This window comes from Cupriavidus sp. 2TAF22, assembly GCF_052115045.1.
Lineage (GTDB): Bacteria > Pseudomonadota > Gammaproteobacteria > Burkholderiales > Burkholderiaceae > Cupriavidus.
The window spans coordinates 146,383-170,247 of the sequence record NZ_JBFRFX010000003.1 but is presented as its reverse complement, the minus strand read 5'-3'; the positions used below and the strand labels follow the sequence as shown (position 1 = coordinate 170,247).

18 protein-coding genes are annotated in these 23,865 nt (G+C 69.0%); 9 read left to right on the top strand and 9 right to left on the bottom strand.

Annotated features, from left to right (window positions below; all coding sequences use genetic code 11):
* Nucleotides 1-75 precede the first annotated feature (75 nt).
* Nucleotides 76-270 (top strand): heavy-metal-associated domain-containing protein, encoded by a 195-nt coding sequence (locus tag AB4Z48_RS05440; protein ID WP_441612860.1) that lies wholly within the window; start codon nucleotides 76-78, stop codon nucleotides 268-270.
* A 115-nt stretch (nucleotides 271-385) separates the two neighbouring features.
* On the opposite strand, the gene AB4Z48_RS05435 is transcribed toward AB4Z48_RS05440, so the two are convergent.
* The 7 genes from AB4Z48_RS05435 to AB4Z48_RS05405 form a co-directional block, all read right to left on the bottom strand.
* Nucleotides 386-1,114, bottom strand: a complete 729-nt coding sequence (locus tag AB4Z48_RS05435; protein ID WP_441612859.1) for an OmpW/AlkL family protein — start codon at nucleotides 1,112-1,114, stop codon at nucleotides 386-388.
* 286 nt (nucleotides 1,115-1,400) lie between these two features.
* A complete protein-coding gene (locus AB4Z48_RS05430; protein ID WP_441612858.1) occupies nucleotides 1,401-2,378 on the bottom strand; it encodes a delta(1)-pyrroline-2-carboxylate reductase family protein in 978 nt (325 codons plus the stop codon).
* 114 nt (nucleotides 2,379-2,492) lie between these two features.
* Nucleotides 2,493-3,497, bottom strand: a complete 1,005-nt coding sequence (locus AB4Z48_RS05425; RefSeq protein ID WP_441612857.1) for an aldo/keto reductase — start codon at nucleotides 3,495-3,497, stop codon at nucleotides 2,493-2,495.
* A gap of 104 nt (nucleotides 3,498-3,601) precedes the next feature.
* Nucleotides 3,602-5,842, bottom strand: coding sequence for a penicillin-binding protein 1C (gene pbpC, locus AB4Z48_RS05420; protein WP_441612856.1), 2,241 nt, complete (start codon nucleotides 5,840-5,842; stop codon nucleotides 3,602-3,604).
* A gap of 5 nt (nucleotides 5,843-5,847) precedes the next feature.
* Complete coding sequence (locus tag AB4Z48_RS05415) at nucleotides 5,848-6,549, bottom strand: lysoplasmalogenase (protein ID WP_441612855.1); 702 nt, start codon at nucleotides 6,547-6,549, stop codon at nucleotides 5,848-5,850.
* The gene (locus tag AB4Z48_RS05410; RefSeq protein ID WP_441612854.1) at nucleotides 6,546-12,548 is read right to left on the bottom strand and encodes an alpha-2-macroglobulin family protein; all 6,003 of its coding nucleotides are present in this window, start codon (nucleotides 12,546-12,548) and stop codon (nucleotides 6,546-6,548) included. The genes AB4Z48_RS05415 and AB4Z48_RS05410 overlap by 4 nt, the downstream gene beginning before the upstream one ends.
* 167 nt (nucleotides 12,549-12,715) lie before the next feature.
* Nucleotides 12,716-13,189, bottom strand: a complete 474-nt coding sequence (locus AB4Z48_RS05405) for an Lrp/AsnC family transcriptional regulator (protein ID WP_441612853.1) — start codon at nucleotides 13,187-13,189, stop codon at nucleotides 12,716-12,718.
* A 203-nt stretch (nucleotides 13,190-13,392) separates the two neighbouring features.
* On the opposite strand from AB4Z48_RS05405, the gene phhA reads away from it, so the two are divergent.
* The 4 genes from phhA (at nucleotide 13,393) to AB4Z48_RS05385 (ending at nucleotide 17,255) form a co-directional block, all read left to right on the top strand.
* Entirely contained in the window at nucleotides 13,393-14,343 is a 951-nt protein-coding gene (gene phhA / locus AB4Z48_RS05400) for a phenylalanine 4-monooxygenase (protein ID WP_441613048.1), read from the top strand.
* Between the two features lie 175 nt (nucleotides 14,344-14,518).
* A complete protein-coding gene (locus AB4Z48_RS05395) occupies nucleotides 14,519-14,827 on the top strand; it encodes a 4a-hydroxytetrahydrobiopterin dehydratase (RefSeq protein WP_441612852.1) in 309 nt (102 codons plus the stop codon).
* A 92-nt stretch (nucleotides 14,828-14,919) separates the two neighbouring features.
* Nucleotides 14,920-15,624 (top strand): response regulator transcription factor, encoded by a 705-nt coding sequence (locus AB4Z48_RS05390; RefSeq protein ID WP_441612851.1) that lies wholly within the window; start codon nucleotides 14,920-14,922, stop codon nucleotides 15,622-15,624.
* A 26-nt stretch (nucleotides 15,625-15,650) separates the two neighbouring features.
* Nucleotides 15,651-17,255: a sensor histidine kinase gene (locus tag AB4Z48_RS05385; protein WP_441612850.1), complete on the top strand. Its 1,605-nt coding sequence runs from the start codon at nucleotides 15,651-15,653 to the stop codon at nucleotides 17,253-17,255.
* 29 nt (nucleotides 17,256-17,284) lie between these two features.
* Here the strand turns inward: AB4Z48_RS05385 and AB4Z48_RS05380 are convergent, their stop codons facing one another.
* Nucleotides 17,285-17,887 carry an SET domain-containing protein gene (locus tag AB4Z48_RS05380; protein WP_441612849.1) on the bottom strand — a complete coding sequence of 201 codons (603 nt, stop codon included), beginning with the start codon at nucleotides 17,885-17,887 and terminating at the stop codon, nucleotides 17,285-17,287.
* Between the two features lie 1,351 nt (nucleotides 17,888-19,238).
* Here AB4Z48_RS05380 and AB4Z48_RS05375 point away from each other — a divergent pair.
* From AB4Z48_RS05375 to AB4Z48_RS05360, 4 genes are all read left to right on the top strand, one after another.
* The gene (locus tag AB4Z48_RS05375) at nucleotides 19,239-19,517 is read left to right on the top strand and encodes an HU family DNA-binding protein (protein WP_017227089.1); all 279 of its coding nucleotides are present in this window, start codon (nucleotides 19,239-19,241) and stop codon (nucleotides 19,515-19,517) included.
* Between the two features lie 249 nt (nucleotides 19,518-19,766).
* Entirely contained in the window at nucleotides 19,767-20,759 is a 993-nt protein-coding gene (locus tag AB4Z48_RS05370; RefSeq protein WP_441612848.1) for a DUF2272 domain-containing protein, read from the top strand.
* A 107-nt stretch (nucleotides 20,760-20,866) separates the two neighbouring features.
* Nucleotides 20,867-21,664 carry a class II aldolase/adducin family protein gene (locus AB4Z48_RS05365; RefSeq protein ID WP_441613047.1) on the top strand — a complete coding sequence of 266 codons (798 nt, stop codon included), beginning with the start codon at nucleotides 20,867-20,869 and terminating at the stop codon, nucleotides 21,662-21,664.
* Between the two features lie 57 nt (nucleotides 21,665-21,721).
* Nucleotides 21,722-22,714 carry a 2-dehydropantoate 2-reductase gene (locus AB4Z48_RS05360; RefSeq protein WP_441612847.1) on the top strand — a complete coding sequence of 331 codons (993 nt, stop codon included), beginning with the start codon at nucleotides 21,722-21,724 and terminating at the stop codon, nucleotides 22,712-22,714.
* Between the two features lie 228 nt (nucleotides 22,715-22,942).
* Here the strand turns inward: AB4Z48_RS05360 and rarD are convergent, their stop codons facing one another.
* Nucleotides 22,943-23,833: an EamA family transporter RarD gene (rarD, locus tag AB4Z48_RS05355; RefSeq protein ID WP_441612846.1), complete on the bottom strand. Its 891-nt coding sequence runs from the start codon at nucleotides 23,831-23,833 to the stop codon at nucleotides 22,943-22,945.
* Nucleotides 23,834-23,865 lie beyond the last annotated feature (32 nt).

Sequence of the window (23,865 nt, the reverse complement as noted above, 5' to 3'; positions counted from 1 at the left end):
TCCGGCCGCCGCAAGCGCAGCGGTGGGTACGCGCCCGATGCAACACTTTTCACCCGTTCCAGCAGGAGAACCCAGATGATCCAGTTCCAGGTTGAAGGCATGTCGTGCGGCCATTGCGTGGGCGCCATCACGCGAGCCGTGCAGGCGCTCGATCCGGCCGCCAAGGTGTCCGCGGATATCCCCGCGCAGGCTGTCACCGTGGAGGCCACGGCCAGCAGCGAAGCGCTGCGCGCAGCGATCGAAGAGGCGGGCTACCCCGTCAAGGGATAAGGTGCTGGCGGCGGTGCGGTCGCGATGCCGCCCGCTCGCCTGCCCGCGGCCCCAAAGAAAAAGCGCCTCGCAGGCGCTTTTTTGTTTGCCCCGCGCAAGCGCGGGAGAAGTCCGCTCAGAACCGGTAGCCCACGTTCAGGAAGGTCACGACCGGGTCGATCTTGATCTTGGTATGCGACTGGACCGTCTGGTTGCCGGCCGCACCGGCGTTCTGCGCCGTGAAGCTGGCCGTGGTCGACAGCGGCACGTAGGAAACCGAGATGCCGACGAACCAGTTGTCGGTCACGGCGTAGTTCGCGCCCACGTTGAACACCGGGTTCCACGAACTCTTGGCGCTGGCCGACATCGTGGCATTCGGGCCGAACTCGGACTTCACGAAGGTCTGGTTGGTAATGGTTTCGCCGGTAAACCAGGTGTAATTCACGCCAATGCCGATATACGGGCGGAACTTGGACTTGGCATCCAGGAAGTGGTACTTCACCAGCACCGCGGGGCTCCACTGCTTCACACTGCCCAGCATGCCGTACTTGGCAAAGCTGCCCTCTCCCGCGACGTCGTGCTTGGGCGGGATACCGAAAACGAAATCCACGCCGATGTTGTCGGTGAAATAGTGCTCGAGCGAGATGCCGACCGTGTCGGCGGACTGGATCTCGGCGCCGGTGCCGGGCTTGGGCTGGCCAACCGGGAAGCCGTTGACGCTGTCCACGGTGAGCGGGTCGGCCGAGCTGTTCGGCATCACGCGGAACCAGCCCAGGCTGAGGACATTGCTGCCGGCACTTTGGGCTTGCGCCGCACCGGCGATTAGCATGGCAACGCTGGCCACCAGGATTTTTTTATGGGTCATGCCTACTCCTTGAATGCTCTTCTGCCTTGAGGTGAGGCGTGCATTATCCAGTCTGGTGTGAAGCGTCTGTTTCAAACCTGTAACGTTTTCATAGAAGCACCCCCCTAAAGGGCGGGTTAACCATTAGAAAAACGGGAAATCGGCAAGGAATCGGCGCCAAAACTGTACCGAAATTGCGACGCCTCTCCGCCGCGCGTGCTGCTGTGCGGCATAGGCCTACTGGCAAGGAGGGAATTCGGGCAGCGGCCGCCACCCGGAGCGGCTTCGGCCGCCCCTGGCGAATGCCTTACACGGCACCCGATCCGGCCGAAAGGCCGGCGCTGGCCAGCACGCAGGCCGCAAGATCCCACAAGGCATAGCCCACGCTCTTGAACACCAGGGGACTGCCGCCCCGGGCGCGTAGCGCGTCGGCAGCCAGGATGGCCTGCTCGAACGGCTGCACGGTGGCCCAGTCGATACCGGCCTGCAGCAGGTCGCCCGCCTCGTCCTCGATACCGAAGAGGGTGTCGGCCAGCAGGCGGCCATGGGCGGATGCGGCCTGGCACAGCGCGGGCGGCAACTCGCACATCTCGGGCCGGAAGGCGCCCACCGCGGCAATGAAATGGTCGTCGCGCCACAGGCCGCTGTCGAGGTCAGGCAGCACCGGCACGAGGCTCGAAGTCACGGTGACCACCATCGACACGCGCGCCAGCACGCTGCGCACGTCGTCCACCACCTGCGCCTCGGTCCCCAGCGTGCGGGCGTGCGCGGCCAGCGCCTGCGCCTTGGCGGGCGTGCGCGAATGCAGCCACACCCGGCGCGGCGCCAGGCCCGCGACAAAGGCTTCGAGATGCGTCTCGGCCTGCACGCCGGCGCCGATGATCAGCAACTCGCCATCGGGGCGCGGCGCGAACTGCTGGGCGGCAAGCAGCGATACCGCCGCGGTGCGCCGCCCGGTCACGGTGGGCCCGTCCAGCAGCGCCAGCCGCTGGCCGCTGTGCGCATCGGCCACCACCACTTCACCGAGGATGCTGGGCAGGCCGCGCGACGGATTGCCCGGGTGCACGGTGATGTTCTTGGTCATCACCAGCTCGCGGTTGCGCGCCGGCATCACCAGCAGCGTGCCCGCACCGTTTTCGGCGTCGCCGACCGGCAGCGCGATGCGCGGCGGCGCCACGGCGGTACCGGCGCGCAGCTCGGCCAGCATGTCGGCGATGGCGCGCGCCAGTTCCGGGTAAGGCAGGCGGGCGGCGGTCTGGGCGGCGTCGAGCAGGGCGAGGGACACGGCGAATGGCTCCGGAGGCGGTTTGCGATGGCGGATTATCCGCGATCTCCGTCAACGGCCCGCCGCCGGCCTGTCCTGCCCCTGCCTGCCCCACCCTGCCCGGCTACTGCGCGCTCAGCGTGCCAGCAGCGACATGGCCTGCTCCGGATAGCGCGAACCTGCCGCTGCGTCCGGCGGGAACACGGCGTCGATGGCCGCCAGGTCCGCCGCGCCGAGTTTCACGGCCAGAGCCCCCAGGTTGTCGTCCAGGTTTGCCACGCGGCGCGTGCCGGGAATCGGCAACAGATCCTCGCCCTGCGCCAGCACCCAGGCCAGCGCCAGCTGCGCCGGCGTGCATCCCTTGCCGTGCGCGATCTCCTTCACCTTGTCCGCCAGCGCAAGGTTGCGCGCGAAGTTCTCGCCCACGAAGCGCGGGCTGGTGCGGCGATAGTCGTCCGCCGCGAAATCGTCCGGGCTGCGCAGCGCACCCGTGAGGAAGCCGCGGCCGAGCGGGCTGTACGGCACGAACGCAATGCCCAGCCGCCGGCAGGTGCCGAGGATGCCCTGCTCGCCGCCCGCCTCCACGTCGCGCGTCCACAGCGAGAATTCGCTCTGCAATGCTGCGATGGGATGCACCTTGTGCGCGCGTTCCAGCGTCTGCGCGCCGGCCTCGGACAGGCCAAGCCAGCGCACCTTGCCCGCCGCCACCAGGTCGGCCATCGCACCCACGGTCTCCTCGATGGGCACCTGCGGGTCCACGCGATGCTGGTAATACAGGTCGATGTGGTCCACGCCAAGCCGTTTCAGGCTGGCATCGCAACTGGCACGCACGTACTCGGGACGGCCATCGACGCCGCGCGCGACCGGATTGGCCTGATCCCGCACGATGCCGAACTTGGTGGCCAGCACCACGCCGTCGCGGCGATCGGCAATGGCGCGCCCGACCAGGCTTTCGTTGGTATGCGGGCCGTAGATATCGGCGGTATCGATCAGGTTGACGCCGCGCGCCAGCGCATGGTGGATGGTGCGGATGGATTCGGCGTCGTCATGCGCGCCGTAGAACTCGCTCATGCCCATGCAGCCGAGGCCGAGCGGAAAAATCTCCGGGCCGTGGCGGCCCAGCTTGCGTAGTGCGGTCATGCCGACTCCTGGAAAGACGTTGGCGAAACAGCGGGACTGCCGCGCCGGCCGGCACGCGCAGCCTTGCAGCATATGCCTGTTTGGCGGCCGCCGCCGGTGCCCGCTCAGCCGCGCGCTGCGGGCCCCTTCGCCACCGCGCCGCGCACCTCGATGCCGATGCGGTCCACTATCTTGCCGTTGCCGTCGAGCAGTTCCACCTGATGCCGGCCCGGCCATGGCAGCCACGCCAGTTGCGCACCGCGCCCGAGCGGCTTGCCGTCGATGCGCCAGCGCACGCGCGGCGCCGCCTGCCCGCCCGCGCCTTCGGCATGGAACCACACGCGCTGCGCCTGCGGCGGGATATCGGGATCGAGCGCGAACACGGTGCCGTCGGCAGGGCTGGCGATGGCGGCGACGCCATCCTGCGCGGCGGCCCCGGCCTTCGCCACCGGCCGCGCACCGGCCATCTCGACCACGCGCATGGCCGTGCCCGCGAGGAACACTTCCTCGCGCGCCGGCTCGAGATCGCCGGCAAAACGCAGCGCCACGCGCTCCACGCCCGCGGGCATGGCCGGCGCCGCGCTCGGTACCGAGCGATGCAGCGCTTCCATGATGTCGTGCCACACGGGCGCCGCGCCGGAAACGCCCGATACCTCGTGCATGCTCGCGCCGCTGGCGTTGCCGACCCACACGCCCACCGTATAGCGCTGCGACCATCCGATGCACCAGTTGTCGCGCATGTCCTTCGAGGTGCCGGTCTTCACCGCGGTCCAGAAGCGCGTGGTGAGAGGGCTGTCGAGGCCGAACGTGCGCGCCCGCGCGTGACGGTCCGACAGCACGTCGGCGATCAGGTAGCTCGCCGCCGGCGACATCACCGCGCGCGCGGGCGCCGCCGGCGCATCCGCGCGCATCCGCACCGCGCCGTAGCTGCCGCCGTTGGCCAGGGCGCGATACGCATTGGCCAGCGCCAGCAGCGGCACGTCGGCGCTGCCCAGCGCCAGGCTGTAGCCGTAATAGTCGCCTGCCTGCGGCAAGGGCAGGCCCAGCGCGGTGAGGCGCTGGTGAAAACGGTGCGGCGTCACCATCACCAGCGTGCGCACCGCGGGCACGTTGAGCGACGAAGCCAGCGCCGCCCGCATGCTGACCCAGCCAGCGTAGCGGCCGTCGTAGTTCTGCGGCACGTAGAGGCCGCCACCGCCGCCGGTGGGCAGGTTGACGGGCCGGTCGTCGAGCAGCGACGCCGGCGTCAGCCTGCGCGTCTCCAGCGCCTGTTCATAGAGGAAGGGCTTGAGCGTGGAGCCGGCCTGGCGCGGCGCCGCCGCGTGGTCCACCTGGGCGGCGCCGGACAGCACGCCGGACGAGCCCACGTAGGCCAGCACATCGCCGCTCGCGTTGTCGATCACCACCACCGCGCCGTCTTCCACGTTGCGCCCGGCGAGCTCGCGCAGCTGGCGCCCCAGGCTGCCCGCCGCGATGCGCTGCAGGCCAGCGTCGAGCGTGGACGTGATCGACGGCGGCAGCGTGCCCCCCGCGGCCCCCATGCGCACCTGCGCCCTCGCCTGCGCCACCAGCAGGCGCGCCAGGTGCGGCGCAAGGTCCTGGCCGAGGGTCGCGGCCTGCGCGCCGGCCGCGCCCGGCCCGCTGCGCAGCAGGGTCAGTTGCGCGAAGCCGTCCAGCCCTTCGCAGGCTTGCGGCAACTGCTGCTCGCGCAAGATGCCGCACGCACGTTGCGCGACCTGCCCGGCGCGTGCGTTGGGCGCACGCACCAGCGCCACCGCCAGCGCGGCTTCGCGCGCGTCGAGCCCGCTGGGATATTTGCCGAACAGCGTCTGCGACAAGGCGGAAAGACCGACCATTTCACCGCGGAACGGCACCAGGTTGAGATAGGCCTCGAGGATCTGCTCCTTGCTCCAGCTGCGCTCCAGCGCGGCGGCGCGCATGGCCTGCGCCATCTTCTGGCCCACGTCGCGCCCGCTGCCGGCGCGGCGCAGGTCGTCGTCGAGCAGGCCGGCCAGCTGCATGGTCAGCGTGGACGCGCCGCGCGTGCGCGTGTTCCAGAGATTGGCCCATGCCGCCGCAGCCACGCCCTGCCAGTCCACGCCGCTGTGCGCATAGAAGCGCCGGTCCTCGGACAGCACGATGGCGGAGCGCACCGCCGGCGACATATCGGCCAGCGTGACCCAGTCGCCGCGCCGCGCGCGGAAATCATCGCGCACGCGGGACAGCGGCGCGCCGTGGCGGTCGAGCACGATCACATCCGCGCTGCGCCATCCCGCACGCACGCTGTCGAACGACGGCAACGCACCGGCACCGGCAGCACCGCCTGCGCACACCATGCAGGCGGCGACGAATACGGCGCGCAGCATCGGCTTCACTTGCCCCGCCCCGCCACCACGCCCGCCACCAGCAGCACCTGCGCCACCGCGTAGGTCCACCAGATGCCAAGCGCGAAAGTATCGAAAGGGACCAGGAAGCGCGCGCTGCCGATCAGCGCATCGGAAATGGTGAAGCACAGCGCGCCGATGGCGGCCAGCGGCGTGGGCAGCTTCGCCACCATGGCGGCGCAGGCCATGGCAGACAGTGCCGTGACATAGAGGCAGACGGGCACCACCAACGCGCCGAGGTTGGGCCAGAAGCGCAGGAGCATGGCCAGCGCCGCGCCCAGCACCAGGCCGCAGCCGACCAGGCGGTGCGCGCGCCAGTCGCCGGCCATCGGCACGAACAGGCCAAGGTAGGCGAGGTGCGCCAGCAGGAAGGCGCCGAGCCCGCCGATGAACGAGACCGACAACCACGGCATCGCCAGGAGGAAATCACCGATCGCCGAGAACAGCAGCGCCGCCATCAGCCAGCGCCGCTCGCGCCGCGCSGGGTGGTAGCGCGCGGCGCGCGCCAGCATCAGCGCCATCGCCGTCTTCCAGAGCGGCTGGAAGACGATCTGTCCGTTGAGCGGCGCGCCGGGCTGCGCATCCATCGCCACCGTGACCAGCAGGCCGCCATAGACCACGCCGGCCATGGTGCCGGCCAGCCACCACTCGCGCACGCGCGCGGGCATCATCATTGCAAGCCAGCTCACGGGCGCGCTCCTACGATCATCCTGGCATTGGGCTGGGCGCCGAAGACATCGGGCGCATACATCGCCTCCACGCGCGTGGGCGGCAGCGCGAACTCGCCCGCGTTGTTCAGGCGCACCGTGTATTCGACCGTGGCGTTGCCGCGCGGCAGGTAGGCGTAATACTCGCGGTAGGCCTGCTGCGTGCGCTCGGTGAAGGCGGGCCACGCGCCCTTGCGCCGCTCGCCGCGCGTGGCGATCTCCGAATCGCGCCCGAGGCCACTGCCGAGGATGGTCGCGCCCGCGGGTAACGGATCGCTCACCACCACCCAGGTCATGTCGGCCTGCGCGTCGATCTGCAGCTTCACGCGGTAGGTGTCGCCGCGCGACCACTTGCCCGCCACCGCCTGCTCCACCGCCGTCACGCTGCGCGTGATGCGGTAGCCCGCCGACAGCGGCGCGGACAGCGGCACCGCCGCCAGCGCGCGCACCGTGGCCCATGGCCTGCCCGCGCCCTGCTGGTCGGCCTGCAAGGTGGCCGTGCCTTCCTTCGGCCACGGCAGGTTCATGCTGCCGCCCGCCACGCCATCGCGACTGGCCGCGCGCGCCCAGTCGAACGTGCGCGCGGCATCGGGCACGCCTTCCAGCGTGACGCGCGTGCTGCCGGCGACCGGCGTCTTCTCGAAGGCCTGCGCGAAGCGCGCGATGGCCAGCGAGCCCCAGGCGTTGGCGGTGGTGGTACCCCACGCGCCGCGCACCTGGCGGCCAAGCAGGCCGGTGGCAAGCTGCGCCGCCTCGTCCTTCCAGCCCGGCAGGTCGAGCGACAGCGACAGCAGCCGCGCGGCATTGAGATCCGCGCCGCTCATCAGCCACCACCAGTTGTCGTCGCGCTCCGTGGAGAACGCCAGCCGCGTGCCCTGCACCGTCAGCCGTGCGCGCAGGATCTGCTGCGCCTGCGCGAGCCGCTCCTCGCGCTGGGGAATTTCCTGCACGCGGCCGAGCAATGCGATCCAGTCGAGCAGCGCCGAGGTGGGCCATTGCTGCGGCAGGATCTGGATCGAGCCGAGCATGCGCGCCTGCGCGTGGCCGCTGCGCGAAAGCGCTTCTAGCGCGGCCAGCTTGCGCACTTCCAGGTCCTGCGTGGGCGCCCAGCGGTCGCGCTTGATGCGGCCCTCGACGAAGGCCGTCAGCCCGCGCTCCATGCGCGCACGGGTCTCGTCGGGCAAGCGCAGCGGCAGGCCAGCGCGTACCGCTTCGTCGGACATCGCCAGCAGATAGGCCGTGAGCACTTCGCTGCCGGCGGCGGCGTCGTTCTGCAGCGGGAAATACGCCGCCAGGCCATCGTTGTCTAGATAGCCCGGCAGTTGCGCGGTGAGCGCATCCCACTGCGCCGCATCGCCCAGCCCCACCGCGCGCGAGGCCCGCTGCTCCAGGCAAGAGAACGGATAGTTGCGGAACCACTCTCGCACGCCCGGCATGCCGCCCGCCAGCGACGATTGCAGGCTGACCTGCAGGCCGCCGCGCGGCAGGCCCGCGGCATCGGCCAGCGCGCCTTGCGGTGCGCGCACCGGTACCGACAGGGTCGGCGCGAGCTGCGCCATGGTGGCCTGCTGCACCGCCAGCGGTACTGCCGGCACCAGTTGCTGGCTGAGCTTGATGCGGTCGGCGGCAAGGGCCGCGCCACCGCCCTTTGCCTGTTCGCTGGCTTCCACCTCCCACTGCACCGTGCCCTGCTGCGCAAGCCCGCCCGCCGGCATCAGCGGCGCGCTCACGTCCCAGCCGATCTCGCGCGATGCGCCGGCGGGAATCTCCACCGTCTGCGCCGGCAGCGCCTGCCCCTGCGCGGCCTGCTGGGCGGACTGCAGCGGCGCGCTCACGCGCGCCACCGCCTGCACCGTCATCGCGCGCTGCGTGGTATTGCGCAGCGTGAACATGGCGCGATAGCGGTCTTCCTCGCGCACCAGCGGCGGCAGGCCTGAGATCAGTTGCAGGTCCTGCGTGGCGGCGACGGTGGCGCTGCCGCTGCCGAAACGGCCGATGCCCAGGTCGGCCACGGCGACGATGCGAAAACGCGTCAGCGAATCGTTCAGCGGCACGGCCAGCGTGGCGCGTCCCGCGCCATCGAGCTGCACGCGCGGATTCCACAGCAACAGCGTATCGAACAGCTCGCGCGTGGGACTCTTGCCGCCGCCCCCGCCGGCCGGCACCGCCTTGCGGCCATAGTGCCGGCGCCCGATGATCTCCATCTGCGCGGTGGCGGTCTCCACGCCGTAGCTGCGCCTGCGCAGCATGGCGTCGAGCAGGTCCCAGCTGGTGTTTGGCATCAGCTCGAGCAGGGCCTCGTCCACCGCGGCCAGCGCCACTTCGCCGTTGGCGGCGGGCTTGCCGTCGGGCAGCGTGACCTGCACCACGACCTGCGCCTTCGCGCGCACGGGATAGCTGGCCTTGTCCGGCGTCACCTTCACATCGAGCCGGTAGCCTTCGTTGCCGACGCGGATCTCCGCCAGGCCGAGGCGGAAGGCTGGCTTGGCCAGGTCGACCAGCGTGCTGGGCGCCACGTACTCGCGTCCTTCGCTGCGAAAGGCCTGCCACCATTCGAGCGGCTGGCGCCAGCCCCACGTGAAGAGGGAATACCACGGCACCTCGCGCAAGCGCCCGCGCAACGCCAGCACCGATACGTACACGTTTGGCCCCCACTCCGGCCTGACCTTGACGCGCACCGTCGGATCGCGGCCGTTCAACTCGACCACGCTGCTCTCCAGCACGCCTTCGCGCTCCACCGTGACCAGCGCCGTGGCGTGACGGAACGGCATGCGCACCTGGAATACCGCGGTTTCGCCCGGCGCGTAGGCCTTCTTTTCCGGCAGCAGGTCGATGCGGTCGTTGTTCTCGCCGCCGAACCACAACTCGCCCTGGCGCGTCACCCATACCGTGGTGGCGGCCTGCGACACGCGCCCGGCGTTGTCCCTGGCCTGCGCCACCAGTTCGACTTCGCCGGCCTCCGGCAAGGACACTTCGCATTGCATGCGGCCCTGCGCATCGCTGCGGCCTTCGCAGATGCTGCCGAGGTCCCTGGTCTGGCTGCTGTTGTCGTAGCGGTAGAAGCCGCCCACCACGCGCTTGCGCACCGAGGTGGTGGTGCGCAGCAGCGCGCGCACGGCGATCGGCGCATTGGCCTGCGGGCGGCCCTGCGTATCGAGCGCGAGGCCATGCACGACCAGCTTCTGCTTCACCGACACCCAGTTCTCGGTGCGGATGCCCGCCACCACGGCCGCAGGCCACAGTGGCACGCTCTGGCGCAGCGTCTGGATCTCGCCGTTGGGATCGGCAAAGCCGGACTCCACCACCATGACCTTGGGCGCGTCCACGCGCGGCAGGTTCTTGAGCGTAAGCGCCCCGCCGCCGTTCTTGTCGAGCCTGAGGGGCAGCTTGTCGGCCACCAGCGTCTGCGCATCGTCACGCGCCGCGCTGCTCTCCTCGCTCTCGTCCTCGTCGCCGCTGTATTCCGTGCCGCCCTTGCGCTGCGCGCGCGGCGCGGCGAAGGCGTAGCCCGGGTAATCGCCGAAGCTCACGGCCTTGTCGCGCAGCAGTGCCGACACCTGCACCGGCAGGCCCGCCGCGCCGCCACCGGACACGTAGTGCACTTCGAGGTTGAGCGGCACCTCGGCCGGCGCCACCAGCGCGCCGCCGCTGCCGGCCTTGAGCGTGCCGGCCAGCACCGGCAGGCGGAACGCCTCCACGCGGAAGCTGCCGCTGTCGAGCACGCGCTCGCGCGCGTCCTGGAATGACACCGCATAGACACCGAGTTTCGCCGCCGGCGGAATCGCGAACACGCTTTCCGCGCTGCGCCCTCCGGTGGCGGTAGTGCGCCACTGCACCGCCTGCTCGTAGGTCTGCCCGCTGCCCTCGTGGCGGATCACCAGTTTCTCCGGCACGCCATCGTTGCCGGACGGCAGCGCGAAGCCGGCGGCGGTCTCGGTGCGGATCAGGTGCTTCATCGACACGGTCTCGCCGGCGCGCAGCAAGGTGCGGTCGAAGATGGTGGCCACGCGCACGTCCGGCGTGGCGCTGGTGTCGGTGGGCACGTTGAAGCGCCAGCTCTCGATGCCCTGGTTCCAGTCGGACATCACGAAGGCCATGTCGGCCTGGCCGCGCGCCTGCGGGTGGTCAGCACCAATGCGCGCCGAGACGAAGTAGCCCGACAGCGCGGTGTCGCTGCACTCGCGTTCGCGCACGTCGTCCACCGCGCCGAAGCTGGCCACGCCGGCGGCATCGGTGCGCACCGAGCCCAGCAGGCGGCCGCTGCAGTCGCGCAGCGCCACCGCGGCATCGGCCACGGGCTTGCCGTCGTCGAGCGTGGTGACCCACGCCAGCGCGGTCATCTTGCCGGGGCCGCGCGCCAGCTTGAAATGCACGCCGAGATTGGTCACCAGCGCGGCGGTGCGCACATACATCGGCGTGTTGCGGCCGAGCAGCGCCTGCCCCAGCATCGGCGAGGCGATCTCGACCACATGGAAGCCCGCTTCGGGCAATGGAATGCCGACCACCTCGAACGGACGCGGCGCCTTGCCGCCGGGCTCGGCGAGTTGCGGTATGGCGAGCTTGCGCGCGCCGGGCACACCGTCGAGCAACGATACGGAGCGGGTCTCGATGGAGGGCGCGTTGCGCGGGTTGCTGACATCGGCAGGCGAATGGCCGGCCAGGATGGCGTCGAGTTCGCCGCGGGTCCAGCTGCTTTCGTGCAGGCGCCGCACCAGCGCGTACCAGCGCATCACCGCGCCGTCGTCGTCGACCTTGAGCCGGCGCACCGTGCCGGCCTGCGCACGCATGCCGAGGGCGGGCAGATCGGCCTCCACATTGCGCAGCGTGACCGGCAGCAGCGCGGGATAGTCGGCCGGCGACTTGCCCTTCGGCAACTCGCCAAAGCGCTCGAGCACGCCGAATGGCGCCGCGGAGAACTTGGCCAGCGGCGGCATCGCGGCGGTGGCGAACTTGAGCGGGAACAGGTCGGCATTGGCGAGCGCGCGGCCGCTGTCGTCCTTCAGGCCGGCCGGCAGCGTCAGCGTGAACTCTGCCTTCTCTGCAAACGGCGGCGCGAAGCTGACGCTGCTGACCGGCGCATCGCGCGCCGCGCGGGGCTCGAATTGCGGCGCACGCGGCCCCTTGGGCGTATTGAGCAGGATATGCTCGGCGTCCTTGCGCGAGACCGGCGCGGAGAACGACACGGAGACCGGCCGCAGCGGCGTGCAGGGCGACTGCGCGCGTTCACGCTCGCACGAGAAGCTGGCCCTGAAGGGTTCGCGCACGGTGTAGTCGAAGCGCCGTTCCTCGCGCGTGGCAAGGCCCGATGGCGTGGCGATGCCCTTGCCCAGCACCAGCTGCATGCGGGCGCCGGCCGGCAGGCGCTGCTGGCAGGCCAGCAGATGCACGGTATCGGCCTGGTCGGGCTTGAGTTTCCAGCGCAGCGCGGCCAGCACGGCCTCGCGTTCCTTGCCGGCAAGCAGGCGCACGGGGATGCGCTCGCCCAGGCCTTGCGCCTGGCACCACGCGGCGGCGCGCACGGAGTCCGGCGTGGCCGCGCCGTTGAAGCGCAGCGCGAAGACCTGTTCTTCCTCGATCTCGCCACCGCCCGGGCGCGCCGACACCACGCTGGGCCCGCCGGTCTCGAAGCGGTATTCCGGCTTGCCCGCATAGGCCTTGCCGGCCTCGCTCTTGAGGCCGGGCGCCATGCGCAGCGAGCATTTCACGCCGGGCGGCAGGTCGCGCAGGAAATCGAAGACCCAGTTCCGTGCATCGACCCAGCGCGCCTGGCCCTCGACGGCCGCGCCGCTGCAGGACAGGATGGCGGGGGGTGCGGCCTGCGCATCGCCCAGCGGCACCATGGCCTCGTCGAAGCGGATCGCCACCTGCCGCACGCGGGACACCTCGCCCTCGGGCGCGAAGCGGACCACCTGCGCGGCCTGGGCCATGCCGGGCAGCGCGGCGAGCATGGCCGTTGCCACCGCGCCCCGCAGGCAGGCCATGAGAGCACGCCCGCGCCTTGCGCGCTTGCCAATCCGAGCGACGATCTGCGTCATCCTGTCCTCATCCGTTTACGGCTCCGGGCGAGGGTGACATGCGCCGATGGCAAGTGCAAGCCCGCGCACGCGGGCGCGGCGCCGGCGCGGCATCGGCGCGACAGCGCGCCGCGCTAGCGCAGGTGCGACAGCGGCAGCGGCCCGTCGCGCTTGAGCGCGGTCAGCACGATGTTGGAGCGCACGCTCTCCACGCCCGGCACGCGCATGAGCTTCTTCATGGTGAATTCGGCCAGCGTGGGCAGGTCCGGCACCATGATGCGCAGCAGGTAGTCCGCCTCGCCCGCCACCGAGTAACACTCCTGCACTTCCTCGAGCAACAGGATGTCTTCGCGGAAGCGCTCGATGATGGTGTCGCCGTGATGCGCCAGCTTGACGCTGGTGAAGACCTGCACGCCAAGCCCGAGCAGCGGCGGCGACAGCACTACGCGGTAGCCGGTGATGACGCCGTCGGCTTCCAGCCGCGCCAGGCGCCGCCCGATCTGGCTGGGCGACAGGTGGATGCGTTCGGCGAGTTGCTGGTGGGTGGAGCGGCCGTCGGTCTGCAGGGCCGCCAGCAGTGCCAGGTCGAAGGGGTCTAGATTGAGCATGATGGGTTCGCCCGGGAAGCGTGACTTGTCATGAGCGGCGCGGGGCAGACGGGGCTGGCAATGCACACGCGCATATTTCCCGCAAACAATACCAAAATTCTGCGTGTTCCGCGCGCCATCAGACGAAAACAGGCCCATTTTGCGGACCATCTGCGGCATCTCCTGGCTAAACTGTGCGGCAAATCTGCAGGAGATACGACATGATGGAAGCCACCGCAAGCCGCCAGCCACGCGATAGCCAGTCCGACGCGCAACCCGGCTTTGCCGGCACGCTGACCGACAAGCTCAGGGAGCAGTTCGACGCCGGCCTGCTGTCGGGCCAGACGCTGCGCGACGATTTCACCATCGAGCAGCCGCTGGAGCGCTATACCGACACGGACCACGCGGTATGGCGCAAGCTGTACGAGCGCCAGGCCTCGATGCTGCGCGGGCGCGTCTGCGACGAATTCCTGCAGGGCCTGTCCACGCTGGGCATGGAACGCGACCGCGTGCCCAGCTTCGCGCAGCTCAATGAAACCCTGATGCGCGCCACCGGCTGGCAGGTCGTGGCCGTGCCCGGCCTGGTGCCCGACGCGGTGTTCTTCGAGCACCTGGCCAACCGCCGCTTTCCGGCCAGCTGGTGGATGCGCAAGCCAGAACAGCTCGACTACCTGCAGGAGCCGGACTGCTTCCACGATGTGTTCGGCCACGTGCCGCTGCTGATCAACCCGGTCTTCGCCAATTACATGGAGGCCTACGGCAAGGGCGGTCTCAAGGCCGCGTCGCTCGACGCGCTGGACATGCTGGCCCGGCTGTACTGGTACACGGTGGAATTCGGCCTGATCCGCACGCCGGCCGGGCTGCGCATCTACGGCGCGGGCATCCTGTCGAGCCAGGGCGAATCGATCTACAGCCTGGATTCGGCCAGCCCCAACCGCGTCGGCTTCGATGTGCGCCGCATCATGCGCACGCGCTACCGCATCGACACCTTCCAGAAGACCTATTTCGTGATCGACAGCTTCGAACAGCTGTTCGACGCCACGCGGCCGGACTTCGCGCCGCTCTACGAATCCCTGCGCGCGCTGCCGACGCTTGGCGCCGGCGACGTGGTCCCCGGCGACCTCGTGCTCAACCGCGGCACCCGCGAAGGCTGGGCCGACAGCGACGACGTCTGAGCGCGCGGCGCTTGTTGCGCTCCCTGCGTTTTCACCGGCGCGCGCCCGCCCGGACACTTTGTGGAACAATGGCTGCATGCCCGCCGCGCCGCCCGCCGCAACCAGGCCGGACAGCGCGGCGGGCGGGCCGGTATTCCGCTCAGCTTCTTTTCCTCCATACCATCTAGCCCCCATCATGTCCCTCGTGCCCCTCACCCAGGAACAACGCGCACCGCTGCTTGCCAGCCTGCCCGGCTGGCAAGCCGTCGAGGACCGCGACGCGATCCACAAGCGTTTCACCTTTGCCGATTTCAACGCCGCCTTCGCCTTCATGACGCGCGTCGCGCTGGCCGCGGAAAAGGCAGACCATCACCCCGAATGGTTCAACGTCTACAACCGCGTCGATATCACGCTGTCGACCCATGATGCCAATGGCCTGACCCAGCGCGACATCGACCTGGCCGGATTCATCGAGCGCGCGGCGGCCTCGCTGGGCAAGAAATGAGGGGCGGACTGTAGGGAAACCGAAAGGTCGGTGTCGGTCGCCGCCTGTACAATTGGCGGCTCCTGCTTCTCTCCCGGACCCTCCCTGCAGCCATGCGTATCCTTCTGATCGAGGACGATCGCCAGATCGCCAGTGGCGTCGAAGCCGGCCTGTCCCAGGCCGGCCATCAGGTGCGCGTGGTGCACGATGGCGTCTACGCCACCGAGCACCTGCTGCGCGAACAGCACGACCTGGTCATCCTCGACCTCGGACTGCCCGGCATCGACGGCATGACGCTGCTGGCGCGCTACCGCGCCCGCAACCGCACCACGCCGGTCATCATCCTCACTGCGCGCGACGAACTCGAAGACAAGCTCTCCGGGCTGAACGCGGGCGCCGACGATTACCTAGTCAAGCCCTTCGCGCTGCCTGAGCTGGAAGCGCGCGTGCGCGTGCTGCTGCGGCGCAGCCAGCACGGCGAGGCCGCTCCCGAGCGCGACGTGCGCCTGGGCCGGCTGCGCCTGTCGGGCAATGACCGCCGCATGTTCATCGACGGCAAGCCGCTGGAACTGTCGCCGCGCGAGTTCGCCGTGCTGGAGTTGCTGCTGCAGCGGCAGGGCCGTGTGGTCAGCAAGGCACAGCTGCAGGACCACCTTGCCACGTTCGCGCATCCGGCCGGCGAAGGCGGCGACACTGTCGGCGACACCGCCATCGAAGTCTATGTGCACCGCGTGCGCAAGAAGCTGGAGGAAAGCGACGTGGAGATCGTCACCGTGCGCGGCTTCGGCTACCTGCTGCAGATCCGCGCCAGCGCCTGACGCTGCGCAGCGCGAGCAAGCCCGCCATGTGGCCGCGTCCACGCCCCCCCAAGCCGCCGCAGGCCACCGGCGCTGCCACCAAAGCCACAGAGCGCGCTCCCGGCCCGGCCGCGCGCGCCGCGTCCACGCAAAGCCTGCGCGTGCACCTGCTGCGCGCGCTGGCCACGCCGCTGTTCGCGCTGGTGCTGACCAGCGGCTCGCTGTCCTACTGGCTGGCGGCCCACTACACCACGCAGGTGTTCGACCGCGCGCTGTACGGGGTGGCCAACAATATCGCCCAGCAGATCCGGATTGCCGGCCCGCGGCTCGAGCAGGACATCCCCATGATCGCGCAGACGCTGGTCGAGGCCGAAGGCACTGATCGCATCTACTGGCGCATCCATGGTCCCGATGGCCTGATCGGCGGCATGGACACCTGGCTGGGCTACGGCACCGGCCAGACCTCGCTGCACGATGCGCGCCTGTTCTATGCGTGGTTCAGCGGGCGCCAGGTGCGTGCGGTGCGCCTGCCGGTCAACCTGCCCAGCCCGGCATCGGACGAGCTGGCCACCAGCGAGGCCGGGCGCGTGCCGCGCGGACCGGTGGTGGTGGAAGTGGCCGAACTGCTGGACCGGCGCGAGACCGCCGCCAACGAGATCCTGCTCTCGGTGTCGGTGCCGCTGATCCTGCTGCTGGTGGTGGGCAGCCTGATCCTCTCGCACGTGCTCAAGGAAGAGCTGGTGCCGCTGCAGATCCTGACCGACAAGCTCAACCGGCAGACCGCGCGGTCGCTGGCGCCGCTCGATGAAACCCAGGTGCCGGCCGAAGTGGAGCCGCTGATCCGCGCGCTCAATGCGCTGCTGGCCAGGCTGCGTGATGCGCTGGACGCGCAGCGCAAGTTCATCGCCGACGCCGCGCACCAGTTGCGCACGCCGCTCACGGCGGTCAAGCTGCACGCCGACCGCGCCGTGCAATCGGACGATCCGGAGGTAACCGGCCACGCGCTGCGCGAGCTGCAGGCGGCGGCCGACCGCGCCGTGCGGTTGTCGAACCAGCTGCTCTCGCTGGCGCGCGCGGAGCCGGGGCTGTCGCTGGAGCGGCTCGGGCCGATCGAGCATTTCGACCTGGCCTCGCTCGCCTTCGAGACCGGCGCCGAGTGGGTGCCGCAGGCGCTCTCGCGCCAGATCGACCTGGGCTTCGAGACCCTGCCCGGCCCCACCTTCACCGGCGCGGCGCCATCCACGGTGCGCGGCAACCGCCTCCTGATGCGCGAAGCGCTCAGCAACCTGATCGACAATGCCGTCAAGTACGTGCCGTCGGGCGGGCGCATCACCGTGCGCGCCGGCGGCGAGGCACTAGGCCATCGCGGCATGGCGGTGGTGATGGTGGAAGACAACGGCCCCGGCATCGCCCTGGCACGCCGCGAGGAAGTCTTCAAGCGCTTCTTCCGCGGCGACCACACGCCCGAGGGCAACGCGCCGGCGCAAGCGCCCGGCGGTGCCGGCCTGGGCCTGGCCATCGTGCACGAGATCATCGGCTTGCATCACGGCACCATCCGCATCGAGGATGTGCCGCCCGCCACCCCCGGCGCCGAGACGCGCGGAATGCGGTTCGTCATCCGCATTCCGTGCGAGGCGGCCGGCACCGCATGAGGCTGCCGTGCCCTGCCCGGCCCTGAGGCCTAGCGCTTCTTCTTTTCCTTCGGCGCCAGCATGGTGCCGCGGCATTGCGGGCTGCCGCAGCGGCACTCGAATTCCTTCTTGAGCTTCTTGGTGTAGCGCGCGTCGATCACCAGGCCGTAGTCATAGAACAACTCTTCGCCGGCGGCGATGTCGCGCAGCGCGTGGACGAACACGCGGCCCTTCTTCTCGCGCGCCTCGCAGTTGGGCTCGCAGGCATGGTTGATCCAGCGCGCGCGGTTACCGCCGAACTTGGCGTCGATCACGTCGCCGTCTTCCAGGCTGAAATAGAAGGTGTGGTTGGGATCGTCCGGATCGTGCGGATGGCGCTCGAGCGCTTCCTTCCACGAAATATGCTCGCCCTTGTACTCGATGACGCGTTCGCCCTCGGCGATCGGCGCAATCGCATAGACGCCCTTGCCGTGCACGCCTGAGCGGCGCACTTCGACGCGGTCGGAAGCGGTCTTGCGCTTGCCGGCCTTTGCCTTCTTCTTGCCTTGCCCGGCTTCCTTCCCGGCTGCCGCCGCGTCAGCCGTTCCTTCCGTACCCTGCCTTGCGTCCCCGCTTTGCAGCTCCGCACCGCTCCGCTTCACCTGTTCCACCATTTGCCATCCCAAAGTGATCCGCCGGCCTGCCACCCCACGTGGCTGCGCGCTGGCGATGATACCTGCGCCCCATGGCGGCGGCATCCCCTTCCACGGCAAATGTCGGTATACGGCAGCGCCATGCGACACCGCCGTATACCCGGGTCGGCCAGGTATACGGAATGGCGTCAGGCCAAGGCTGACGTATACGTCAGCCCGACCCGCGCCTGCGCACGGGGAAACCACCGCGCCGCCGACGACGTAAACGGGCGCCCAAGGTCAACAAGGCATGTGGATAAGCCCGCAAAAATCTGTGGATAAGAACGCGTGATTCATGTGGGCTGCCTGGGGTTGAGATGGGGACGCATCAGGCATAAGTCGGAGGCTTGCGTTTACCGCCTCGGCCGGAAGGCGGAGTCATCCACGCCGGCCAACATGGCGTTCCAGCACTTCTACTTTCTGTAAACCGTTGATTTACATGACGTTAACGGTGTTATCCACAGAAAGGCGCGACGTTTACCTACTACTACTATCTGTATACATGAAAGAAAGATGTAAACAGAAAGGACTGCGTCCGGCCGCCGGGAACAGACAGGGCTGGCAGGAAAACCAAATGAACCGGAAGCCGCTTTTCACATGGCTTCTTTTTTGAGCAGCCTGTGATTGACGGCTGCGGCGTATACGCTCGCGATGTATACGCCGCCAACAAAGGGCCGAGCCCGGGACGCTGGCGCCACGTATACGCACCCGAAGATGGCCGGGGATACGCAGGTGCAGGTGCAGCCGCAGGGCGGCACCCAAGGCTGGCATTCGCGGCGCGAATATGACTGTTTTCACCATGCACGATAGTGCAGGCCGCCCCGCCGGGTCGCCGGCCATCGCGGTTTCGGCGCCCCGCCGGCAGAACGGTGCGATCGGCATCCTTTCCCTAGCCAGACGGAGTCCGGCCGGCCAGGCCGCCCTTGCAGCGCGCCAGGCACGCTATGCGGGTCCCAGGCGCTCCGGAGAGGCCTGGGCGGGCCTGGGGGCCGTATACGCGTCTCGATGGTGATGGGGGGCGCCTGAGGGGCTCTGCGAGCGTTCAGGAGGCCCCTGACGCCGTTTTTTCCTTCCGTATGCCCTGCGGGACGCCTCGCAGCCGTGCTTCGCCTGGGGCGTTCTCCCGGTCCGTCGTGGTCATTCCGGAGCCCGGCCGTTGCCTTCAAAGCCCCAGCCGGCGCGGCCTGGCGCGGGATACGCTGTAACAATCTGTTCCCGGTCAGCCTTGCCCGACACGGTATGATGTGGCCCGCGGCGCCTTTGCCAGGGCCGGCGCCCAGCGTGCCGGTCCGGTCGGGCGTCCCTGTTTTATCAACTCGAGACGGAGTGAAGCATGACGAAAACCGAACTGATCGACGCCATCGCGGCCGGCGTGGACGGCCTGACCAAGGCCAAGGCTGAACAAGCGTTGAATGTGACGCTGGGCGCCATCATGGACGCCGTCGCCAAGGGCGACACGCTGAGCCTGATCGGCTTTGGCACCTTCAGCCAGGGTGAACGCGGCGAACGCATGGCGCGCAACCCGCGCACCGGCGAAGAAATCAAGGTCGAAGCCGCCAAGACTGTCAAGTTCAAGGCCGGCCAGAAGTTCAAGGATGCTGTGAACCAGTGAGCATCAATGTCCCGCAGGCAGCCCTCGTGCCGGCCTCGCAGGAACAACCCCGCCGTGTCGCCGCCAGCTGCCGCCTGGCGCGGGCGAGCGCCAGGCGGGGGGCGTTATCCACAATATCGGCGCACTGGTTATCCTGACGCTTCGCGGTATACGCCGCACCCTTCCTCCAGCCCGGTAAGATGGTGTCCTATCGGCGCCTTCCCTCAATAAATACAAGGGCCTAGGGCGTCCTGCCGTGTAGGGACCCGCATGGAACCCAGATCGCCGCCAGGCAGATTTCCACAGTTTTATTCACAGCGTTTCCCACAAAATTTTCCACAGGCGCGCCGGCTTGGACTGAGCGTGCTGGTGACACTCGCGCTGCTCGGCGGTTGCACCACGCCATCGCAGCCGGCCCGCCCGCAGGCGGTGCCGTTGCCCGACACCGAACGGCCGTCTACCACGCCCGGCGCCAGCCAGCGCCAGCGCATCGTCGAGATCGCCTGGCAGGAGTGGCAGCGCTGGGGTGGCCAGACCGTGCGGCTGGGCCGCGACGACACATCCTGCGTGGCCGACAGCCCTCTTCCGGCGCCGGTAGTGCCCGGCATGCCCGCCCCGCCGGCAGACGCAGCGGCGGGTACGGATGCCCCCGACATGGCGAGCCGTTCGGCCGACCGTGAGGATGACCGCGACGAAGACGACAGCGGCGGGCCGAGCTGCCTGCGTTTTCCCGACGGCACCGGCATGGAGGCCACCGCGCAGGGCTGCAAGCTGGCGCAGCGCTACTGGGGCATCGTCGGCAAGGCGGTCACGTGCCGGCAGATCACGCAGGGAAGCTGGGCCTGGTCGGCGGTCTTCATCTCGTGGGTGATGCGCAAGGCGGGCCTGGACGAGCGCCAGTTCCTCACCGGCGATTCGCATTCGATGTACGTGGTGGATGCGCGCGACGGCATCCTGCCCGCGCCGGCCTTCCGCATCGAACCGGTGCCCGCCATGCCCCGGCCGGGCGATGTGATCTGCGCAGGACGCGGAGCCGACAAATACCTGGCCAGTGCCGCGGATATCGGCTTCGGCACCACGCCGATGCATTGCGATATCGTCGTGGAGGTAGATCCGGCCGCGCGCCTGGTCAAGGCCATCGGCGGCAACGTGCAGCAATCGGTTTCGATGGAGCTGATCGAGCTGGGCGACTCCGGCATGATCGACAGCGCCACCAATTCGCACATGCCGTGGGTGCTGATCATGCGCAATACCCTGCCGTAAGCCCTGCTTGACCGGCCCCGCAAAATCATTAACATGGTAATTAATCGGGCCGGCAACCAGGGTGCCGCGACCCGACCCCACCCTGGCAGTACCGGGCAAGCGCGCGCATCGACGCCGCACGACACGCAGAGGAGACCTGCATGGCTGTCGCCAACATTCATCCCATGGAATGGGAGGCCCGCGTCAAGCTGGCCGCCTGCTACCGCATCTTCGACCGGCTCGGCTGGACCGAATTGATCTACAACCACATCACGCTGCGCCTGCCGCCCGAGGCGGGCGGCGATCCGGCCAGGCCGCATTTCCTGATCAATCCCTTCGGGCTGCGCTATGCGGAGGTGACTGCCTCCAACCTGGTCAAGATCGGCCTGGACGGCCAGGTGGTCGGCGAGAGCGCGTGGCCGGTCAATCCGGCGGGCTTTACCGTGCACGCGGCCATCCACGCCGGCATCGAGGGTGCGCATTGCGTGATGCACACCCACACCACGGCCGGCATGGCAGTGGCCTGCTCGGCGCAGGGCCTGTCGATGAGCAACTTCTACGCCGCCCAGCTGTTCGGCAAGGTCGCCTACCATCCCTTTGAAGGCATCACCGTGCATGAGGACGAAGGGCCGCGCCTGGTGCGCAATATCGGTGACAGGCCGGCCGTGATCCTGCGCAACCACGGGCTGCTGGCGTGGGGCGACAGCATCGCACGTACCTTCTCCACGCTATGGCTGCTCAACCGCGCCTGCGAGATCCAGATGGCCACGCTGGCCATGGGCGATGCGCTGGCGGTGCCGGAGGAGATCCAGCGCAAGTGCACGCGCGATTCGCTCCAGTTCAATCCCGCGTTCGGCGCCGGCGAGGATGTTTTCGCCGCGCTGACGCGGGAAATCGACCGTATCGATGTGTCTTATCAATCTTAGTTTGCGTTCATTCTTCCCGAGAATGATTCTGGCAATCACCAGAGAGGCAACACAGCCATGACTTCCATCTGCATCGTCGGCGCCGGCGCCGTTGGCGGCTTTATCGGCGCCAGGCTGGCCCGCTCCGGCCAGCCCATTCATGTGCTGGCGCGCGGCCAGACGCTGGCCACATTGCGCGAACGGGGCCTGACGCTGATCGAGGGCGAGCGCACGGATACTTTCCGCGTGCGCGCCGAGGGCGATTCCGCAGCACTCGGTACGCAGGATGTGGTCATCCTGGCGGTCAAGGCACCCGCGCTGCCAGCGCTGGCCCAGACCATCGGGCCGCTGATCGGCCCGGGCACGGTGGTGGTGACGGCGATGAACGGCGTGCCGTGGTGGTTCTTCGAGCGGCCGGGCCAGTTCTCGGGCTTGTCCCTGCATGCGGTGGACCCGGGCGGCGTCATCGCGCGCGCCATCCCGGCGGCGCAGGTGATCGGCTGCGTGGTGCACCTCACTGCGTCCTCGCCGGCGCCGGCCACGGTCCGCCATGGTTTTGGCGCGCGGCTGATCCTCGGTGCCGCGGGCGGCGCAACCAGCCCGGCCGGCGCGCGGCTGGAGATGCTCGCGGACGTGCTCATGCGCGGCGGCCTGGAAGTGGAGCGTAGCGCCGCCATCCAGCAGGACATCTGGTTCAAGCTGTGGGGCAATATGACGATGAACCCGGTGTCCGTGCTGACCGGGGCCACGTGCGACCGCATTCTCGACGATCCGCTGGTCAATCGATTTTGCCTGGCCGTGATGGAGGAAGCCGGCCGCGTGGGCGCCGCCATCGGCTGTCCGATCGCCCAGAGCGGGGAAGAGCGCAGCCAGGTCACGCGCAAGCTGGGCGCCTTCAAGACGTCGATGCTGCAGGATGCCGAGGCCGGGCGTCCGCTGGAGATCGACGCGCTGGTGGCCTCCGTGTGCGAGATTGCCGGGCATGTCGGCATCGCCACGCCGAATATCGATGCGCTGCTTGGCCTGGTGCGGCTCCATGCGCAGGTCAAGGGGCTCTATCCGGCGGGGTAGGGTTGCATGTCATTCCCACCAAGAATGACATGATTGAATAGACGAGCTGCTTGATAAATGCGGCGAATGAAATGGGCAGTGAATCGAACTGGATACGGCCTTTCGCCTCATCGACCTATCGCGGAATACGCCAAAAGCATCGCCGCGACAAATAATTGATCAATTCTGATCGCCTGATTCATTGATAGCGCGAATCATTGCCGGGGCGCGCAGAACGCGCCCTGCCCTTCAGCTTCCCGCCACGGCGGCAACCCGGCGCCTGCCCGCGAGGATGCCCTCCACCGCATAGACCGCCAGCGAGATCCAGATCAGCGCATAGCCGGCCTGCTTGCTGGCCGGGAACGGCTCGTGCCACAACCACACTCCCAGCAACAGTTGCAGCGTCGGGCCGGTGTATTGCAGCAGCCCGAGCAGGGAAAGCGGGATGCGCCGGGCGCCGGCGGCGAACAGCAGCAGCGGCACCGCGGTCACCGGGCCGGCCAGCAGCGCCAGCAGTTGCACGCCGCCCGCGGCATGGCTGAAGCCGGCCTGCCCGCTGACAAACAGGTAGGCCAGCGAGGTGGCCGCCAGCGGGAACAGCAACAGTGTCTCGAGCGAGAGGCCTTCGAGCGCGCCCAGCGTCGCGGTCTTGCGCAGCAGCCCGTAGCCGCCGAAGGTGCCGGCAAGCGCCAGGGCGATCCAGGGCAGCTGCCCGGCGGCCACGGTCAGCCACAGCACGCCGGCCGCCGCGATGGCGATCGAGAGCCACTGGACGGGCCGCAGCCGCTCGTGCAGGAACAGCACGCCCAGCAGCACATTGAACAGCGGATTGATGAAGTAGCCCAGGCTGGCGTCAACCACCCGCCCGTTGGAGACCGACCAGATGTAGAGGAACCAGTTGCCGCTCAGTAGCAGCGCGCTGGCCACGAAGCCGGCCAGCAGGCGCGGGTTTGACCACACGCCGCGCAGCCAGCCCCAATGGCGGCGCCAGGCCAGCACCAGGCCCAGGAAGACCAGCGACCACACCATCCGGTGCAGCAGGATCTCCATCGGCGCGATGCCGTGCAGGGATTTGATATAGAGCGGCAGCAGGCCCCAGATGATGTAGGCCAGCAGCGCGTAGAGAATGCCGATTTGCATGAGAAGTCCCAAAGAATCGGGCGATTCTACCG

Bases quoted from the DNA above. Each gene is read 5' to 3' on its own strand.
- AB4Z48_RS05440 (WP_441612860.1), top strand. From the start codon at position 76: ATGATCCAGTTCCAGGTTGAAGGCATGTCGTGCGGCCATTGCGTGGGC.
- AB4Z48_RS05435 (WP_441612859.1), bottom strand. From the start codon at position 1,114: ATGACCCATAAAAAAATCCTGGTGGCCAGCGTTGCCATGCTAATCGCC.
- AB4Z48_RS05425 (WP_441612857.1), bottom strand. From the start codon at position 3,497: ATGACCGCACTACGCAAGCTGGGCCGCCACGGCCCGGAGATTTTTCCG.
- pbpC (WP_441612856.1), bottom strand. From the start codon at position 5,842: ATGCTGCGCGCCGTATTCGTCGCCGCCTGCATGGTGTGCGCAGGCGGT.
- AB4Z48_RS05410 (WP_441612854.1), bottom strand. From the start codon at position 12,548: ATGGCCTGCCTGCGGGGCGCGGTGGCAACGGCCATGCTCGCCGCGCTG.
- AB4Z48_RS05405 (WP_441612853.1), bottom strand. From the start codon at position 13,189: ATGCTCAATCTAGACCCCTTCGACCTGGCACTGCTGGCGGCCCTGCAG.
- phhA (WP_441613048.1), top strand. From the start codon at position 13,393: ATGGAAGCCACCGCAAGCCGCCAGCCACGCGATAGCCAGTCCGACGCG.
- AB4Z48_RS05395 (WP_441612852.1), top strand. From the start codon at position 14,519: ATGTCCCTCGTGCCCCTCACCCAGGAACAACGCGCACCGCTGCTTGCC.
- AB4Z48_RS05390 (WP_441612851.1), top strand. From the start codon at position 14,920: ATGCGTATCCTTCTGATCGAGGACGATCGCCAGATCGCCAGTGGCGTC.
- AB4Z48_RS05385 (WP_441612850.1), top strand. From the start codon at position 15,651: ATGTGGCCGCGTCCACGCCCCCCCAAGCCGCCGCAGGCCACCGGCGCT.
- AB4Z48_RS05380 (WP_441612849.1), bottom strand. From the start codon at position 17,887: ATGGTGGAACAGGTGAAGCGGAGCGGTGCGGAGCTGCAAAGCGGGGAC.
- AB4Z48_RS05375 (WP_017227089.1), top strand. From the start codon at position 19,239: ATGACGAAAACCGAACTGATCGACGCCATCGCGGCCGGCGTGGACGGC.
- AB4Z48_RS05370 (WP_441612848.1), top strand. From the start codon at position 19,767: ATGGAACCCAGATCGCCGCCAGGCAGATTTCCACAGTTTTATTCACAG.
- AB4Z48_RS05360 (WP_441612847.1), top strand. From the start codon at position 21,722: ATGACTTCCATCTGCATCGTCGGCGCCGGCGCCGTTGGCGGCTTTATC.
- rarD (WP_441612846.1), bottom strand. From the start codon at position 23,833: ATGCAAATCGGCATTCTCTACGCGCTGCTGGCCTACATCATCTGGGGC.